This is a genomic window from Paenibacillus sp. RS8 (assembly GCF_041956825.1).
Taxonomy (GTDB): Bacteria; Bacillota; Bacilli; order Paenibacillales; family Paenibacillaceae; genus Paenibacillus_AQ.
In genome coordinates this window covers 746,568-763,023 of sequence record NZ_CP168131.1, presented here as the reverse complement: position 1 = coordinate 763,023, position 16,456 = coordinate 746,568, and the positions used below count along the sequence as shown (strand labels likewise).

The 16,456-nt window shown below is 36.8% G+C and carries 9 protein-coding genes; 8 read left to right on the top strand and 1 reads right to left on the bottom strand.

The window, feature by feature from the left end; all coding sequences use genetic code 11:
• Positions 1-500: 500 nt before the first annotated feature.
• The 6 genes from ACDZ28_RS04580 to ACDZ28_RS04555 all read left to right on the top strand — a co-directional run bounded on the left by ACDZ28_RS04580 (position 501) and on the right by ACDZ28_RS04555 (position 12,411).
• Positions 501-1,319 (top strand): heteromeric transposase endonuclease subunit TnsA, encoded by an 819-nt coding sequence (locus tag ACDZ28_RS04580; protein WP_042131150.1) that lies wholly within the window; start codon positions 501-503, stop codon positions 1,317-1,319.
• Positions 1,319-3,463 carry a Mu transposase C-terminal domain-containing protein gene (locus ACDZ28_RS04575; RefSeq protein ID WP_052414749.1) on the top strand — a complete coding sequence of 715 codons (2,145 nt, stop codon included), beginning with the start codon at positions 1,319-1,321 and terminating at the stop codon, positions 3,461-3,463. Before ACDZ28_RS04580 ends, ACDZ28_RS04575 begins: the two co-directional genes overlap by 1 nt.
• A gap of 61 nt (positions 3,464-3,524) precedes the next feature.
• Positions 3,525-5,168 (top strand): ATP-binding protein, encoded by a 1,644-nt coding sequence (locus ACDZ28_RS04570; RefSeq protein ID WP_375104124.1) that lies wholly within the window; start codon positions 3,525-3,527, stop codon positions 5,166-5,168.
• A gap of 20 nt (positions 5,169-5,188) precedes the next feature.
• The gene (locus tag ACDZ28_RS04565; RefSeq protein WP_375104123.1) at positions 5,189-7,111 is read left to right on the top strand and encodes a TnsD family Tn7-like transposition protein; all 1,923 of its coding nucleotides are present in this window, start codon (positions 5,189-5,191) and stop codon (positions 7,109-7,111) included.
• Between the two features lie 3 nt (positions 7,112-7,114).
• The gene (locus ACDZ28_RS04560; RefSeq protein WP_081954202.1) at positions 7,115-8,719 is read left to right on the top strand and encodes a TnsD family Tn7-like transposition protein; all 1,605 of its coding nucleotides are present in this window, start codon (positions 7,115-7,117) and stop codon (positions 8,717-8,719) included.
• 119 nt (positions 8,720-8,838) lie between these two features.
• The gene (locus ACDZ28_RS04555) at positions 8,839-12,411 is read left to right on the top strand and encodes a P-loop NTPase fold protein (RefSeq protein ID WP_042131146.1); all 3,573 of its coding nucleotides are present in this window, start codon (positions 8,839-8,841) and stop codon (positions 12,409-12,411) included.
• Between the two features lie 777 nt (positions 12,412-13,188).
• Here ACDZ28_RS04555 and ACDZ28_RS04550 read toward each other — a convergent pair.
• The gene (locus ACDZ28_RS04550; protein WP_375104122.1) at positions 13,189-14,679 is read right to left on the bottom strand and encodes a PIN-like domain-containing protein; all 1,491 of its coding nucleotides are present in this window, start codon (positions 14,677-14,679) and stop codon (positions 13,189-13,191) included.
• Positions 14,680-15,272: 593 nt separating this feature from the next.
• On the opposite strand from ACDZ28_RS04550, the gene ACDZ28_RS04545 reads away from it, so the two are divergent.
• The gene (locus tag ACDZ28_RS04545) at positions 15,273-15,416 is read left to right on the top strand and encodes a hypothetical protein (protein WP_375104121.1); all 144 of its coding nucleotides are present in this window, start codon (positions 15,273-15,275) and stop codon (positions 15,414-15,416) included.
• Between the two features lie 737 nt (positions 15,417-16,153).
• Complete coding sequence (locus ACDZ28_RS04540; RefSeq protein WP_375104120.1) at positions 16,154-16,303, top strand: hypothetical protein; 150 nt, start codon at positions 16,154-16,156, stop codon at positions 16,301-16,303.
• Positions 16,304-16,456 lie beyond the last annotated feature (153 nt).

Sequence of the window (16,456 nt, the reverse complement as noted above, 5' to 3'; positions counted from 1 at the left end):
CTGGGGAAGGTAGTCTTCGAATCGTCCTCACATCACCACCCTTTGGCTCAAAGGAAAACTATTTTTGTATTTAGAAATCCATACATGAGAACTGAAAATCCGTTTAACAGCATTAATATTTCGTATAACTGGATTATCTGAGCATAAAAAAGTCACCGTACATTGGCGTACTTAAGCATACACTCCAATTAGTACATCCAAGAGGTTTTGTAATTGCATCAAGCCTCGTCATAAAACTTTTCATGTAATGATTATTACTAGAAGTTACTCCGAAATCATCACTGTTGATATTTTTTTGCGTGGAATAAATATTCAAAAAAAAGATAATGCTTATGTTATTAAATAGATACTGATAAGAGGCTGTTTGAATGATTAATAAAAAATCATCCATTGAGATTGAAGATAACTATAATGGGTTAATAATTTCTTAGAATGAATACATCGAGAGACGCATAACGAAAATGTTGTGCGTCTTTTATTTTATCTTAGGAGTTGAGATCATGGAGAATTCAATTTATAAAACACATTTTAATAGACTCAAGGACGGGAGAGGACAAGGGAGGGGGGAGGATTACATACCTTTTATCCAAGCCAACGATAACAAGGTAGCTTCTGAAGGGTGGTTAACTCGTACTCCCGGCTGGCATTCAAATCGGATACATCATACGCTCTCTAAATATGAATTTCAATATCTTCTTATGCAGGAATGGGCTGAACCAATTATAGACATACGTGAACAATATCCACTTCCTATTGAAGAAACCCAGCGAATTGCACGTAAATTAAATATCAGACATCCACATTTGGATGGACATGATGTTGTTTTAAGTTCGGATTTTATGCTGACGTCAATTGACAGGAAGGATTTAGAGATTGAACTTCCTAGAACGGTTAAACCGACTTACAAACTCTCCAAAAGAACGCTTGAATTGTTTGAAATTGAGAGACGATTTTATCAGGAAAATGGGCTTCATTGGAAAGTGGTGTATGACACAGGAAGGCCGATTAATTTCATCAAAAATATTGACTGGTTACATGATGCAAAACGTCCCGACATTCGCCCAGGCTTGGATAGTCAAGTGGTTGAAATGGTTGCTAAACCAATCTTTGAACGACTTAGAAAAAATGGTACTGCCATATCAATTAGCAAGAGTTGTTTAAAGTGTGATGCTCATATTGGTCTTGAGCCGGGGACTTCAATGTTTATGGTTAAACACATGCTTGCAAATAAACGTTGGATAGCCGATATGAACGTTCGGATACGTGAAAGTGCTCCATTATCCTTAGACCTACCCAAAAAAGTTACGGTGGTGAACTAATGATTTATCAAAACTCAATTATTAGTTTCAATAAAGTGGATTTGGTCAAAAAGAGGTCTTTAGAACGTGTTTTATGGATAGCTCCCGATCGTTCACAAGTGGTGCTAATTAATATAGATGACAAAAAGAAAGTACCATTTCCTCACTTTCGACAATATAATGACTTACTTACGCAATTAGAAGACAAGGCAGTTACTATCGAGTCTGTAGATCCTGACCTTCGTTTAATAGTCCCGGATGAATTGTACCTCAGTAAATACTCGAAAAGAAGAGACGAGAAATTCGCAATCATTGAGAGCATTGTAAGTAAAGAACCTGATATTTATATTCGGGAGCTGAGAGGAAAGTTAGTGAAAGAGGCAGCAGAGACCTTCAATAAAGAGCCAAATTGGGTCTATACATTATTGCGAAAATATTGGTTTTATGGAAAAAACATAAATGGTCTTTTAAATGACTATCATGATGTTGGTGTTCCATCTCAACAAAGGAGGAGAAGTAAAAACTCCGGTCCAAAGCCCAAAGATGGTAATGATTTTGTAGTGACAAGCGAAGAAAAAGAAATATTTAAGAAAGCATTGAAGGAATACCACGCAGATCTAGGGATGAACCTAAAAGCAACTCATAAGCATATGTGCCAAGACTATTACCCAGATGGTCACTACCGAAAGTATGGAGAACTGATTCCAATTGCCGGCGGACCCTCGTATCGTCAGTTTCTCTATTGGTACCATTCAGAGCACAACAAAAAGAAAAAAGCAGTAGCTAAATTCGGAGTAAGAAAGGCAGAAATGAGCTCTAGGTCTCTTCTCAAGTCTGTTAGCAGTGATGTCCAAGGAGTTGGGGAATATTACGAAATTGATTCAACGCCTGCAGATGGCTTATTACTATCGATAGATCATAAAACTGAAATTGGAAGACCTCATGTTTATTTTGTTAAAGATGTCGAAAGCAGATTAATAACCGGCATGCATGTATGTAAGAACCCATCATGGGAAGAGGCGATGGTTGCATTAGAGAATGCCTCAACCGATAAAGTGGTATTTTGTGCTCAACATGGGATTCCAATATCAGAGGAAGATTGGCCTGCCAAACATCTTCCTAGATATATTGTTGGTGATCGTGGAGAAATGAAAAGTAGAAATTCCAACAATCTAGGAATTCTTAACGTTCGTATTGGGAATCCACCTTCTTACCGTGCGGACTTAAAGCCTTATATCGAACAGCAATTCAGAGGCTTTTGTATGCGCATAAAAGAAATCATGTTGGGGGGTGTGCATAAAGAACATAGGGAGAGAGGGGATAGAAACCCTGGAGACAAAGCGGTGTTTACCTTTCAAGCATTTACACAATTGGTGATTTTGTTTGTATTGGAATTTAATAAAAAAGCTTTAAGTGAAGAGTACCTTGTGACTAAGGAAAAATTTATAGACAATGTTGAACTAACACCGTTGGCGATATGGAATTGGGGCATGAAAAAAAACCTTCTTCAAGAGCAGCCACGTGCTTTGATTCGTCATGCGCTACTTCCTAAGGAAAAGTGTCGGGTTACTCGAACTGGTGTGATGTTGAAGAAAATGGGCTACGCCAGTCAACGTGGGGAAGACAGTGGATGGTTTGAAGATGAGCAAATCGAGGGTGAGAAGGAAGTAACAGTGAGTTACGATCCACGTAATTGCAGTAGTGTATTTATAAAGCTCAAAGATGGGAAAGAAGAGCAACTTTTCTTAACCGAAAAATTCAAAGAATATGAAGGGCTACATTTTGATGACGTAAAAACCATTATGGATTATAAGAAAAATCAGCTTAAAAAGGCAAACAAGGAAAGGAATCAAATAGAGGGCGAGTTGGATGCGGTGGCCAAAAAGTTAAACCTAATAGGACTCATCAAAACAAAGGATGCCCAGAAAGGTAAACCTAAATCTTCCAGATATAAGAACAAACGGATCAAGAGAAAGTTTGAGAAAAGAAGTGAGTCGAGTGCAAATGCTTGGACTGCAACTACTACTTTTTCAAATAATTCAACTTCACCCGTTGCAAGTGTACGGAAGGAAAGCCCTCAAAATAAACAAATGCCACAATTAAATAAGATGCAGATGTTTCTTTTAACCCAGAGCAAAGAAAAGGAGTCTAATCATGGTCAATAGTCGAGAACGCTTTAACTATTTAAAGGGCAGACAAGTTAAAGCGGAATACCGTGAACAGATTGTGGAGGCCTATCAAGGAAATCCTTTTATTGAAGCGTTGCCGCCCAGAAAATCACAAGAACAGTTATATCAGATGTTGGACTCAGTACCTCGCTACACTGGAGATATCAATCAACTAAATGCTGAAGAACGTGTAGAACTCATCCAACAAATCAAACCAGGGTATTGGAAACCGCTTAGTACTCATTTTGAAAGATACAGAAACTTATATAACATGATAAAAATTGGTTACCAATCCCGAAATCCGTTAGCAGCTATTTACCAGAGAGAAATGGCGATTGGGCTTGATAAAATTCTATCAGCTGGAACTGATGAACTCGGGCGGAATTTAGCTGGTAATTTACAAACGGCTCAAATGATGGCTGATATTGGACTTAGTGGGATGGGGAAATCGAAATCATATGAAAGACTATTAAGTATGTTTCCACAAGTTATTCACCACGCACAATATGAAAATGAGCCATTTCCTTGTAAACAGGTGGTATGGCTTCATATCGAATGCCCAAGTAATAAATCTGTTGGAGCACTTTGCCGGAATTTTTACTGGGCGGTTGATAAGTTACTAGGGACACAATATTACGAAGATCTGGCTGAAAAAGATGGACGTGCAGAAGTCCTTGCTAAAAGGATGTCTAAGGTAGCTGGACAAATTAGTTTAGGCGTACTTGTGATTGACGAAATACAGCGGATACACAGAGGGCACTCCGGTGGCGAGGAGAAAATGATTGATTTTATTACTGAACTTACAAATTCGATTGGTATACCAATTGTGCTAATTGGTACATTTAAAGCGCTCTACCTATTTAAGAATTCTCTGGCTAACACCCGGAGGGGGATTCCAGATGGTTATGCGGAAAACATTACGGATCGGATGAAGGATGAAATAGAGTGGGAGATGTTCCTAGGAGGACTTTGGGAACTTCAATACACGAATAAGTTCACACCACTAACTCCAGAGCTTAAAGCCAGAATGTATTATCACACCCTTGGCATACCCGACTTTGCCGTAAAATTGTTCATGCATGTTCAATGCCGAGCTATTCTATATGAAGATGATGAAATAATCACTGCTGAATTGGTAGAAAAAGTAGCAAACACAACCTTCAGACTAGTTCAGCCGATCTTTGAACGTATCAGGGGAGGGGAAGGCATTGATCCCGCAGAATATAAGGATTTAAAACCAGATTGGATCACTTTTAAGGAATATCTGATGGAAGCACAGCACCGCATCACTATAGACGGACACCTCTCGGAGGAACACAAGCTTATCCTATTGCAGCATAATCGTAGAGTGTTAATTGATCAACTAGTTACATTCGCGATGAAAATGGGGTGTGCTGAAGATATTGCATTAACATATGCAGAAAAGGTCGAGTTACACAATCGGGAAGTCGGTAATGATATGGAATTGTTGTACTTAGAATTGGCCAAGCTTGTATTCGAAGGTAAATCAGATAAACCAAAAGAAAGTGTTACAGAAGTAGTTAGAACTACAAGGAAAAAGGGAAGCAATAAGCCCATAAAGCTTGATTTAGACGAAACTGATATTCGGACTATTGTTTCTCAAGGAAAATTAGACAATCTAAGTGTTGATGAGGCGCTTCGTAATGCGGGGTTAGTTGGAGAATTTGATGAGTTTGTATAAAGCGTTGATAGGAGGACTTTATGGGGAATTTAGTTTCTTTTCCTTTAACGTATCCTGACGAGGATTTCCGTAGTATTGTTTTTCGATATTATCTTCGTTCTCCGATTACCTTCACAAAAACAAAGTATGAACTTTTTGGCGAATACGGTCCAGCGAAAGCTGCATTGATTCCTCTTAATTTATCCCGAATTGAAAACCAATTTGGGCTTACAGGTACATTTGCGCAAATGATTGTGGAGAATCACACCTTCTATCCATTTTTGCGACCATTTATCCAGAATGAAACACAGTTAAGGTTTTGGGAAGTTATGTATTTAAGTAATTACGAAAAAAAAAGTAGAAGCCTGCTTATTAGACGTATCCAATCACTTATTCATTCTACTCCTCGGTATTGTTCTGATTGTATGAATGAGGACTTTTATAAATATAGAATTGTTTATTTACACCGTATTCATCAATTTTCCTTTTTGCATAAATGCCTCAAACATAACTCAAAGCTGATCGATGTATGCCCTATATGCGATATCTCCTTAACTAACGAAAACTGCAGCCAGATGCTTATTGAGCCAATATGCCCTAACGGACATGAAATTTTTGCAAATGATAAGTATTCCGGCAAAACCCTGGATGACGACCAACGTTTAATTGATGATATAGCCGTTTTAATGAAGCAGAAAAACTCTAACTTAGATACTAGTTTTATTAAGTTTATTTCTTATGCCGGAGCAAAAGGTTATATTCACTTTCGAGGTGACTTTATTTATAAAAAAAGACTACTATCTGATTTAAGAGATTTCTACGGTTCTGAGTATTTAACATCACTTGGACTTAATCTAGATTATCTTATGAGCGAAAAAGTATTAGTACGATTTCTTCAAAAGAATAGTCTCAAGGATAATTTCATCTTATATTTATTGGTCATGAGGTTTTTTGCAGGTAAAGTAGAGAATTGGTTTGTCAAAGATGAGAATTATTCTATTCCTATTCCTATTCCTTTTGGGAACGGACCATGGCTATGTATCAATACAATCTGTCCTCAATACAATAAGAGGGTTATTTCAAAATTGGTACGAAAAGCACATGAGTGGGTTACAGCTCGATTAACCTGTCCTTACTGTGGAATGATTTATACTAGGCGTGGAATGCCTAAAGCGGAAGATGAAACTCAATATAGTATCGAGACTATGGGCTCTTTGTTTATTGAACAAGCAGTTCACCATTATGAAAAAGGACTGACGTTAGATGAAATAGCGACTAAGCTGTTATCTAATCGGACAACAATAAGGAAATACCTTATGCCACATAGGGGGTTAACACGAAGTAAGGCATATCCAGGGGACATTGATCCGGCTGCTGTGTTAGAACTTGGGTATCGTCAAGCGGCTGCAACTGAACTGCCAAAGATTGAGGAGTGTAGAAATACTTTGAAGGAGGCCCTAGCTACATTGGGGTCCAGCGCCTCACGACAGAACATTCGAAAATATAACATACACCGATATGATTGGTTAATGAAAAATGACAGAGTGTGGATGGAGGAGAGCTTACCATCGAGAAAACCGTTACCTAAGAAAATTAAAATAAATAAGGTAGATGAAGAGATGTTCGTAATAATGAAGAAGGCTGTAGAGACGGTGAAAAACGATCCACCTACAAGACCAATTTGCATGAGTTCCTTCTTTAAAGTCGTACCTAAATTTCTTAAGGCTCGTTATTATAATTTTCAAAATCATTTGCCTCGTACAACAGAACTACTGAAATCAAATATAGAATCTATTGATGACTACGCAATTAGGATATTTCCATATGTAGTTGAGCAATTTTTAAAATCTAGATACAGAAAGTTAACCATAAAGCGACTTCAGACATTTACGGGAGTATATAAGAAATGTTCACCTGAAGTATTAGATTGGGCAGTACAAGAAGCATATAAATACTATAAGTAACAAATGAAAGAGAAGGGATTATCAATGATTTATTTTCCACCACCATTTCCAGACGAGTTGTTATATAGCGTTTTAGCTCGATATCATGCTCGATCTGGTAACGAGAATACTAAAATGACAATGAGAGATTTGTTCGGCAAAAAGACTGTTTGTGCAGTGACTGATTTTCCTGGACATCTTCAGCCACTTCACACGCTTATTCCCGGGAATGCCATTTCTGTCGCTACCTTGTTGGAAGAACACACTTTACTGCCGTATTTCCAGTCTTTTATTCCATCAGAGCGATATACTTGGGTAGTTGAGGAAATGATTTATGGAGAGGGACAATCAATCTATATGAAAATGGGGCTTCCGCCCAGTGGGGTAATTAAGCCAAGTTATCTTCGATATTGCCCGGAATGTGTAGAATTAGATCGTGGAGAATATGGAATAGCGTATTGGCATAGAAGTCATCAACTTTCTGGGGTAGCGGTCTGTTCAACCCATAACCTATTTCTCGTTTCTTCCTCGATTCTGTATGCCCAACGAAGAAATAAGCATGAGTTTATCATGCTTGAGTCAATAGTAGATGATGAACGACCTTCGTTAACTCGTCAAGGTGGGGAAAATGAATTTTTGATAGCTACGCGTTCAACTGAATTATTGCAAATGAATAAGCAGTATATAAACCAAGATAGTTTAAGAAAAAAATACCTTCAAAGATTGGCACAGAGAGGGATGTTAACTGCAAGGGGGAATATTAAATTCCGAGAATTGCTACCTGACTTTATTAGTTTTTATGGTAAAGATTATCTACATACACTTGGTTGTTCTATTGATGAAGACAGACAGCATACCTGGTTACATAAAATGCTTCGAAAACCCCGGCATGCCATACATCCTCTAAGACACCTCCTTGTACAGATATATTTAAAAATTGATTTAGGTAACTATGAGGAGGAGAGCGGAACAGCTTCTATTAATCCATTTGGCGAAGGGCCATGGCCATGTTTGAATAAGGTAGCAATGCATTATCGAGAAGAGGTAATTGATAGTGTATGCGTAACAAGGTGTTACAATACGGGAAGGCCTGTTGGAACGTTTATTTGTGGATGTGGGTTTACTTACTCAAGAAGAGGGCCGGATTCTAATGTTAAGGATAATGATAAGCTTCATATTGGACGAATTAAACAGTTTGGTCCGGTATGGATAGATAAATTAAAAGAGTTGAATAAAGATAAAACGCTTGGCTTACGTGAGAAGGCTAGACGATTAGGAGTTGATCCTGGGACGATCAAGAAGCAAACTGAAAAACTAGAAACTAATATTCCAATAATCTCAGACAAATTACCGGGATTACCTATACCTCTGAACAGGTCAATTAAGATATATTCAAAAAAACAGGTCGGTAAAAAGTGGACAAGAGTGGACTGGAGTGCAAGGGATGAACTGCTTGCGCAAGAGATTGATCGAGTTGTTAATGATGTTAAGAAATCGAATAAGCATCCTGTGTCTAAAAACGAGGTAGGAAGACTTCTAAACTGTTCGACAATGTTACGCACAAAGCTGGATAAACTGCCGTGTACTTCGGAACGATTAAATATGTTAACAAGGAAGAGAGTTAAATGAAAAGTATTTAAATTTCCATACACAGCAGCACGACATTATATTAGGAAGATAGTTACAATCTATTGCAAATAATGTAGAATTGTATCGATAGTACATTCTTCCATAAGTGGTGAAAATATATGTTCAATCGTTCACAACCAACTAGTCCTATTACGAAAAAACTGTTTCTTGAAGATAGACCACTGAAAAATAGTAGCGGAGATAAGTTTCAATATACTCAAGTTGCGGAAGTGATTTGTGACGTATTAGAGCAAAATAATTTCCCTGTACATATTGGTCTTTTTGGCCCATGGGGATCAGGTAAAACATCAGTGATTAAATTGTTGGAGAATAAAATTAATTCAGATACTAATACGAGTGAAAAATATCTTCTCAAAACCTTAAGTGTTTGGAAATTTGCAGATGATGCACCATCATTACATAGAAAAATTGTTCGTCAAGTTCAAGCAGAACTAGGGGTTGTTAATGAAGAGGGTTTATCAATAGAATCCAGCAATACAGATACTGCAATGGGGTCGGGAATATTTGCTCTTTTCATAAAAAATAAATCCTTTAGAATAAGTGCGATTTTCTACATCTTATTTTTAGTTGCAATAATCGTAACGAATGTCGTAATACATTTACCTCGAGTTAACGCAATACTTTTAGCACTGATTTCTCCCGCGACATTTGCTTTGGGAATAGGTGCTCTTAAAATATTTTTGGGTAATTTTCAAATAACCAGCCAAGTAGGAAGAAAAACCTTAGCGCTGTTGCATAGTGACCAGTATGAGGCAAGGTTTGAAGCAAGCGTTGAACAATATCTTAAGAAAAATAACGGAAAAAAATTGATATTAGTTTTTGACGATTTAGATAGGTTGCCCCCAAAACAATTATTAGCAGCCCTTAATACAATTAAAACCTTTTTGCATTCTAGTAACTGTGCTTTTATTTTACCTTGTGATGAAACAGTTCTACGAAATGGGATCAAAATAGCATTTGAGGAAAAAGAAATTATTCAAGAAGGTGAATCTCAAAAGAGTGATGAAAGTTACGTATCAGATTTTATGAGTAAGACATTTGATTATATTATTCATTTACCAATCGTTGAACAAAGAAATATGAAAACATATGCAAGAGAGCTGGTAACTGAGCAACAATTATCATGGATTGACGAACCGGTAATAAACCTTAATAGAATTATGGGTGTACTAATACACTCTGAAACCAAGACTCCAAGGCAAGTGAAAACATTGATTAATTCGTTTGTTGCTAACTGGGAACTGGCCAAAAAACGAGATAATGAATCCGGAATAAAATTGTTAACAAAAGAACCTCAAGCTATTGCTATGTTTACGGTGCTTCAAACTGATTATCCTGATTATTATGAATCTTTAATTAAAGACCCTTATTTAATTACTCGGAATGACAATACAAGGAATCAGGATAACTTGAAAGCTTATTTAAGTCGGGTAGAAAAGTTTATCCCAAAAAATGATCCGCGACCATTTATTTACTTCAGTAATGAGAAATTGAACCCTGCGACCGGTAAACCAGACGTACAGAAAGTGATGAATTTCTTAGTGAATGGTCAAGTAAGTGAATTTAAAAATTCCTTTTCAAGACTCACAGCAAGTGATAAGGAAATTCTGTTTTCTTCAGCTATTTCTGATCTCAATGATAACCCTGGAATCGAAGTCGAGAATTGTTTAAAAAGTTTGATTGAATCTGAAGTAGATCTTTCTGAGGTAGTTTCGGATATGGAACTACATAATTGGGATCTTTTATTAAGGGAAAATATTAATTGTTTAGTAGAACACATTCCCTCTAAAGTTTGTAATGTATTAAATTATCTTTCATATGATAATAAGACATGGAGAGATTACGGTTCTAGGTTGAATGTGGAGGGTAATTTAGAAGACTTAATTGAACTCTGGGTCAACCATCCGTCAAGTGTTGAAAAGTTTGGTATACAGGATCTTGGGGAACAGATATCAAACTCAAAAATTGAAGATAACGATGGATACTCACTAATCCAAAAAATCTTTGGTTTAAATGAGGGCCATTCAATGCTCTCGCAGATTGAATGGATTAAAGTAATTGAAAAATCATTGCCGCTTAACTATAGTCCTGACTATACATTTGAGGCATGTATCAAAGAGATCAATAATAAAACGGATAGTAATATTACAGCTAATTTACTGAATCATTTTCTAGATATATATAATTTTAAGACAGAAGAGTTTATTGATGGAATCGGTAGAGTATGGCGCAGCATCTATTCAGGATCTGTTGAGGAGATTGGAGGATTCATAAAATTATTTGCACACGATTCTTTTTCAGGATTTGATGAAGATGATCTCTCCATAATAAACTCCTTTATGAAAGATGCGAATTATAATGAATTGAAAACTGTAGTTGATGAATATCTTTCAGAAGAGGAATACGAAGAGAAATTAAACCGATATATGAGTTGTTTTCCGGATTCTCCAGGTATACCTGGTTACTGTGCAACCAACTTTAATTTTGATTTGGAAAAAGAGACTATGGAGTTATACTTAAGTGTTCTCGTTAATAGGCATAATCACCTTAAAAATAATAATATTCTAATAAAAAAAATTAAAGATGAATTAGAGGCTACAGCGTCGCAACAAGTGAGATCAAAAGTGCTGGAAGTAATTCAAGTATTGCAACAGGTTAACGACTATAAAGAAGCTCTATACAACAGTCGAAATGAATTGATGCCTCTTGATAATATAAACATCTGGTACCGATGGTCAGAAGAGGTTTTTATAGAAAGATTAGAATTGTTCTTTTCACTTTATAAAAATGATAAGGATGCTATGGAATGGATACTGCAAAGTGTTGATTCGATGGCAAATATAGCAGCAGGGTATTACAATCCAGGACTACCCTACTCGAGTAACTCTTCACGATATCTGAATATTCTTACCAATCAATTAGTATCTGAATATATCGAAATTGAGTGGGAGGACACAATAAATCAGTGGAAGAACATCAAGGCTATGCATAATAACAGTAGGTTTGATATGTTTAACTATTTAGAATCTCCTACAAGATCACAAGTGATTAGCCGATTAAGCAATCGTTGCAATTTGAGTAGTACCATTTACAATGGACTATTAAAAGATCATTATGATCTTGCAATTAATAACCATCGAGAGGCCGTGTTTATGAGATGGGAGACCATTGGTAACGAATTTAGAAGCGAAGTTATGCAAACAATGTTCCGGCTATCGGATGAAACAGTAGAAACTTGCAGCAAATTACTATTAAAACATTTTAGTGTAAATCCACAAATTAGCTACTTAAATGAGTTAGTTGAATGGGAGATACCAGAGGATTATCGAATACTATATCTTACAGACATAGTAGATAAATTGCCATTAGAGGATTGCGTAGATTGGGTGACAGAAACAGTGGCTTTAATGAATAGAGAAGGGTTTAACAAGTGGATGGGCTTTTCCGTTCAATATGCTGCTGAATTAGGTAAAATACAATACAACTCTTTAAAAGCAGCGTTAGAGACCGCACTTGATTTAGGGCAAGAAAGGGCTAAGCTTGCATTAACAGTATTATCAAAAGTGAATTTAAGTAAGTCTGATTTGAAATATTTTAAGGAAAAAGTTATCCAATATCATAATGTGTATCCTGAGCTAGTAAATCATTTTAGGTATCGGTTCAAACTCTAACTATTACTAGAATTTGGACATTTCACAACTATAATGTTACTGAAAATTGAGATGAAAAGTTATTTCACAACTTTAATGTAACTTTATTATTGGTGGAAAACTAAAAAACCTTATTAATTCAAGGTTTTTCATTTCACAACTATAATGTTATTGAACATCTGGTGATAAAAAAGTTGGGAACCAGTAAAGAAAGTATGGAACCAATGATAAAAGTGTGGAACCAAATTACATTAATGAGCCGTCCTGCATTTTGAGGACGGCTCATTTTTGCGTATATTGTCAGTAGAAAATGAAGATCGAAACTGGGAAATAAAGTATTAGACTGAAAAATAAAGTATTAGACTCGAAAAATATAGTTGTAGACTGGTGCTCTGTACGAAGCCTGGTTTCCTGTTCGGCACGATTGGCGGCCGTCAGGAGCAGCTGCAGCTCGAGCTCCCGGCGGCTCTTGGACGATGTCGGGTTTCGTTCGGCACGGCTGGCGACAGCGGCCGTCACGAGTAGCTGCAGCTGGTGCTCCTGGTTCTCTTTAGAAGCGCCAGGCAGCGGAGAGTCAACTGGTGACATCGACCAACTCGCTTCGGAAGCTTCAGTCTAATACTTTATTTTTTTCTTTCAGCAGCCGCATTCAGTAAGCTATCAGTAGAAATTAAAAAGATGACTCCTGATGAATTCAGAAGTCATCCTAGCTATCTAATGCTTTAATACCGTTTTCAACACTGTCCTTAATGAGGTTACAGTTCATTATAAAACATAGTTTCATTTTGTTTATCTCAATTAATCACAGCTATTGCACAATGCGCCGGCCAGGGAACCTTTTTTGTATAAGGTATTACAGCCAGGACAATAGTCATATAGATCCTTGTGATCTTCACAAACTCCATCTCCAGAATCGGTGTAATAAACTACATCCGAATTACAGTGAGAGCAACTATCATTGTAGTCATCCAGGTAGCTTTTTGTTTCCTCATACCCATTAATACCAAATCCACCAACTGTAAACTTCGCAGTTCCAGGCTTGATTGACAAATTATCTTCATCATTCTCTAAAGTGAATTCTACTGAGAATTTGCCATTGATCCAACAGTTGCCTTCAGTTGAAGTGATTTCTTCACCATATAAGATCGAGCTAACTGCAATTTCAATCTTTGTATTAAAATTTCCTTGAATAAATGCCTTTTCATGATGGTAATCAATCGATTCAACGGTAAGAATCACATCGGTAGTATCTTCTGGATAACCGGTAATTTCTACATCTGAAATAGGATCTTCAATGTAAGGCTGAAGATCACCACTGTGAACTAGATAGGAGTCCAGATCATGTTTCTTATTGAAAATTTCACTCCAGTCTATTCCGTCAAACAATTCTTCAATTAACTCATCAGAATACTCATCAAGATACATTAGGTGTGTATCAATTTCGATTTGATTGATAGTAGAAACATATTTTAATAGGTTCTGCCCTGTTGACATTATAAACTTTTCACCAACGATTTCACTGAACTCTTGAGAAAGTTCATAACGCGCACACAATGGTTGATCGTTGTCCAAAACCCACCAGTCTTCCTTAATATCATTTGTAACAAATATTACACTTTTGTTTTCTGATTTAGCCTTTAAGAGTGTTTGTTTCCATAAAATCAGATCTCCAAATTTTCTTTGTTTAGTTGGGTCATCCGTATCTTTGGATACATCCTTGTAGCCTGGGGGAATTAAATGTTTATAACGAACTTTCCCTTCTTGATACAATGAAATCAACTGTGCAACAGAGAAATGCTTTCCTGTTGCTCCCGATTCTACGAGTCCATGTACGAATTTCTTTACGGCATCTGCTTTCAGAACCTTTTTATTATCATCAATCTGCTGCTTAATGTTTTCTTCATACTGTACAGTGGCCTTTTGCATTTCATCTATAAAACCAGTAATTTGAGATTTGAGCTCATCAATAAGTGGATACTTTAACTCCAAATGTTTAATGAAGTCACCTTCAAGTGTATTCTTATTTTTCTCGATTGTGCTTTGGATCTGTTTTAAGAATACTTGGTACTTGTTAAAATTGCGACCATGTTCTTTTTTGTGATTTTTTTCAAACTCTTGAACAACTTGAGCTGGTAACCAAAATTTATCTTTAGCTGATTGAAGTATCTCAATATACTGATTAATCATTTCCGGAGATTGGCTATACAAACGGAGAAATACATTTGTATCTAGGACTATCAATGGATCCGAGTCCCAAACTATTTTGAAATTATCGAAATTATCAATCAACTTGATCTCCTCCACATGGATGATAGGACCAGACAAGTATATCGTATCAGATAAAAGTAAATATATCCAAAAATTTCGCTGAAACAACGGAATGTTCGACGAAAATTGTAGAGTGATAGTATTAATCGATTATTACGATTCAATCCATTTTTATTATCAGCCGAGTTGCCAGTGATCACCAGAATTAGCTGGTACATAATAAATTCGAGCTTTTAAGCCATGGAGACATGGATACCGAGTAGGGTGTTTTTGTGTTTTGATGGTTTTCTGTGTTTATACCTTATATAGCGGTGAACAAAACGTAACTGCTTACAAACCTAATTTAAAACTGAAATGCTAATGGGCATACCATGGAAGAGGCTCATATGAAAGCTGTGGTTTTCGTTGAGATCAACAGGTAAAAAGGGTAGCTTAGTGTTGTTAGTATGCATGGTGCAGCACATATTGAAACTCTTCAACTTAATAGAGTTAATCGCTTCATTTAATTATTTAAGGTATGTTATGGGTATGATCGGATTAGTGGAGTAATCAAACAGGATGTAAAGGCTTGGCTGAAATATTAATACAAAGAAGGAAAGGGGCTCGGCGAACCGATGGCAGCAGCTACGGTGAATAATCACCGTGCGCACCTGTCGCTCTTTATGACCTGGCTGCTTGAACAGCGTCCTCATTTGCTTTCGGATGACCCGATAAGGGATAGGAAAATTAAAGACATTCAACTAGAGGTCCCGATGTAAAACCTTCTAGACCGGCTGGAAAGATTCTATACTGTCAAAATCAGAGCTCGGTGGGGGGAGCGAACCAGGTTAGGAAAAAAATGCTGTAGAAAGAAATTAAAGTGTTAGACTGAAAAATAATTAGACTCGGAAAATAAAGTTGTAGACTGGTGCTCTGGACGAAGCCGGACTTCCCGTTCGCCGCGACCGGCAACTGCGGCCGGTACGAGTAGCTGCAGATGATGCGCTCCTGGTTCTCTTTAGAAGCGCCAGGCAGTGGAGTGTCAGCCGATTACATCGACCAACTCGCTTAGCAAGCTTCAGTCTAATACTTTATTTTCTGGTTTGTTTCGTTTAGGGCACTCACTGGATGCTGGAGTCTAATACTTTTTTTTTGGCTGACGATTTTCATTACCGAAATCCGCGTAAAATCAACTACTCCAGTCTAATACTTTATTTTTTTCATTCAAATGCGACGTTAAAGATATTTTTAAAAGCTTAATTTTGGAGAATAAAGCTGCTACTAGCCAATTTAGAGCTGGCACCTTTATTGCTAAAGGGGCCAAGTTCTTTTCCTTTGCTCAGGATAAGAACTTGGTCCCTTTGTCGAAAATCGAAAGGAATATGGTATTATTGCAAATTTAAAGAGTATCTAACTGGAATGGTGGACAATGGATATTTGACTTATAAGGAAAAATATGTAACGGTAAGGTCGAAGAAAGTCAAACACTGTGTTGTATTATGAGGAGGCTAAATAAATGGCTATTTTTCCGGGAAATCGTGATTTGAATGAACAAGAGATTCAATTTCTTATTATGCGGATTGAGAGGAAGGAGAAAGCAACTGACATTAGATACATTGGGCCTTCAGCAGCCTCATTTAAATTTGAGGGAGTTGTCGGAAATTAGAAGGTTATTTTTGATGTGGACAACCAGTCATTTATAATAATTACCGATGAAGATTAAGTAGAACATTTTGTCGATGATAGTGAAATTAAAATAATCTAAGTCCTAGGCTACCTTTTGTGGTAGCCTTTAAGTTTTCAAACTAACTGTAATTAC